Genomic DNA, 2,840 nt, shown 5'->3' with positions numbered 1-2,840 from the left:
CCACGAGGCAAACGCACCGAGATTAAGAAACGATTTAATGCACAGTTCTGGTCAAGCAAGATAAGACCGTATCTATAGAACTCAGCATCCATCGCGTTTAAACCAGCATCGCCATTCAGGCTAAGACACTTTTCCCATCGGCTTGCGTGACATAAGGAATACCACTATCAGTGCAATCATTACTATCAGACCACTGATTATGAAATTCGCCGTGCCAGAGGACACATATGCGCGGATAGCGCTTTGCCTTAGAGCAGCAGCAGCCTGTCCTGTCATGTTTTCGGCTTGTTGAAGCGATGCCGTGACGGTATTTGCCACTGCCATCCCCGTACCCCGTACCTCCGCGCTCAACCCTCTGACATATAGGGCCCCCTGTATGGACCCGAATACACCTATCCCGAGAATCGAACCCAACTGTTGAAATACTGAGAGAAGCGACGATCCCTGGCCTGAGCGCTCTGATGGTACATCGCAAAATGCCCAATTAAAGGAGATAGGTTGACCCGATCCCATACCAATACCTGCGATAAGTTGCCCAACAACTAAGATTCCATAGGCTCCTGTATGCACCCCCAATGCAATGGCAAGTAGTCCAAGCCCAATACAGAACAGTCCCATCAGACATGCTCTCCGCTCACCAATCTTATTGACGAAACTCTTGTTCAGCATGGCACCTGCTATAGCAGCAGCGACCATCGGCATGAGCATCAAACCACTAGTTAGAGCATTCTGGCCTTTTACCGCTTCCAAATAGGTAGGAAGGATAAAAGTAACCCCAAAAGCAGCGAAATTTAAAAGCAGCAAAGCAGCGGAACTGACTCTAAATGAGAGGTGAACTGCATAAGACTTAAATCTGTGAGCTGCGTATCCGAGCGGCCAACGACAAATACAAAAAGCGCTGCGAGAGTAAGGCCGAAGAGAAATGGCAGCAACGTCGTCCACGACAACAGCGCCTTTTGCGCATTGATAAGTCCCGTTGACAACAAGCTGACTCCCGCGATCATAAGCAAGGATTGAAGCAGAGGGAATTTAGTCTTAGCCCGTCCCTGAGACCGATTTTTGGGCAGAAAGGTCCAGTTGAGCACTGACGCAACTACCATGGCTATGACGTCAAAGATGAACAAACCTTTCCACCCCATGACAAGGGTCATCCCGCCACCGATGATCGGCCCCAGGGGAATGCCAAGTGTCCCAGCCACCGTCCAAATCGTCACCGCCCTGCTCCTATTGTTCGCAGAGAATGAGGTGGTAATCAAAGCAAGGCCCATGGGTATGAACATTCCAGCAGCTATACCAAGCAAGGCTCGCGCAGCGATGAGCATTGCCATATTGGCGGCCACGACTCCCAGAACTGAAGCAGCAGCGTATAAAGTCAATCCGGTTAGGAGAACATGTCTGTACCCGATTAGGTCACCAAAGAAACCAGCGATAAGCAGCACCGCCACGAAGCATAATGGATAAACAGATACAACCCTTGCTGCTCGGCAGTGGACGCATTAAATGATCTCGCTACTGAGGGAAGAGCTAGGTTGAATGCAGTCGTGTTGACAAACAATATGGCTTCAGCTACACAGAGGCTGACAAGCATTAGCCATTCCTTATTGATTTTTTCCACTTCACACCTCTACTTTTACAATTAATTTCCATCGGTCCTGAATAGGTACGTGCAATCCCAACTAAGCTGATTCATCAGGGGCATGGATTCCGGTCCCGCTGAACTGGCGACTCATCTCATCTCGTTTTTTTGAGAACCAGTAAGTTCCAATGCTTCACATGGAAGCCGTTCATTGCGTTCCACATCAATGCCAATCGCGGGAGAATTGGCAGAATAGCAGACAACGGTGACGCAGCATGGAGGGCAGTGGGAGATGCCTCCTCTGCGTCACTCATTCGTAGAAACCCTCGACACTGCCTTTGCCTAGCACCTTGCCTTGCAAGGATTCGAGAAGCCGTTTATATGTTGTCAGCCCACCTAAATCAAGCTTCTGTGACACCGCAAATACAGTGAAGACATACTTATGGCTTGTTCCCCTTGGTGGTTTAGGCCCACGATACCGATGCCACCCATAGGCGATCCCTTGCCTTGCCTCTCCTCTGCCTGGATTGCCCTTTTTAGGAATGTTCATTTCAATGTCGCAGCTAGCTGGCAAATCCCAGATCAGCCAATGCGTCATGGATCCGAAGAGTGGATGGCTCTCATCCCTCAATACAATCGCAAGGGTCTCAGTACCTTGAGGCAGAGACGACAAATGGAAACCTGGGGACAAGTCCTCTCCACGACCTGTATGCACCGGCAGAAATATCTTATCGTCGCCGATTCCGTCACAGATTACCTGAAAAATCTCCATGTTTGCACCTCTCTCGGTTCCGCGGTTATACCCAGAATCCGTTTGATTTCCTGTAACAGGTTTTCTTGCTTGTCGCTCCTGATGTGCAAGGTATCTGCTAAAATTAAAATGTAACACAACTACATATGAACTATAGGGTCAATGCTGGACCACTTTTCTCATCGGCAGCCGCCAAGGGGAGGCGCGGCCGTGTTCACCTCGCAAGCGGATAAAATGCCGGTATGAGACAAAAAATGAGTTGGAGGAATTGGTGACGGAAACTGACATGCGAGGCATTTCGACGGCAGCAGTTATAGCTCGGAAGAAATGGCAGGTATCCAAAAAGGCATCGACCCGCCGTTATATCCGTGAATGTGCATTGAAGCTCTTTGCGGAGTATGGATATGACGAGGTTACAGTCAAACAAATCGCTGATAAAGCCGGAGTGACACCCATCACTCTTTTTCGCTATTTCCCACAAAAAGAAGATATCATCTTGCGTTTGCCTCGTGA

General features: G+C 49.2%; 3 protein-coding genes and 1 pseudogene. 1 reads left to right on the top strand and 3 read right to left on the bottom strand.

Features of this window, described 5'->3' with window-relative positions:
• Positions 1-120 precede the first annotated feature (120 nt).
• The 3 genes and pseudogenes from J3T93_RS09880 to J3T93_RS09870 all read right to left on the bottom strand — a co-directional run bounded on the left by J3T93_RS09880 (position 121) and on the right by J3T93_RS09870 (position 2,348).
• Positions 121-804, bottom strand: coding sequence for an MFS transporter (locus J3T93_RS09880; RefSeq protein WP_324123878.1), 684 nt, complete (start codon positions 802-804; stop codon positions 121-123).
• Positions 792-1,466 (bottom strand): annotated as a pseudogene (locus J3T93_RS09875) (MFS transporter); the annotation flags it as partial. The gene J3T93_RS09880 and the pseudogene J3T93_RS09875, both read right to left, overlap by 13 nt.
• 420 nt (positions 1,467-1,886) lie before the next feature.
• Entirely contained in the window at positions 1,887-2,348 is a 462-nt protein-coding gene (locus tag J3T93_RS09870) for a YbhB/YbcL family Raf kinase inhibitor-like protein (RefSeq protein ID WP_267431543.1), read from the bottom strand.
• Between the two features lie 250 nt (positions 2,349-2,598).
• On the opposite strand from J3T93_RS09870, the gene J3T93_RS09865 reads away from it, so the two are divergent.
• Positions 2,599-2,840: TetR/AcrR family transcriptional regulator (locus J3T93_RS09865; protein ID WP_267431542.1), on the top strand; the 242-nt coding region annotated here is incomplete at its 3' end.

Origin of the sequence: Bifidobacterium sp. B4111, from assembly GCF_026537235.1 — a bacterium.
GTDB lineage: Bacteria > Actinomycetota > Actinomycetes > Actinomycetales > Bifidobacteriaceae > Bombiscardovia.
The sequence above is the reverse complement of the archived record's forward strand: the minus strand, read 5'-3'. Positions and strand labels throughout refer to the sequence as shown.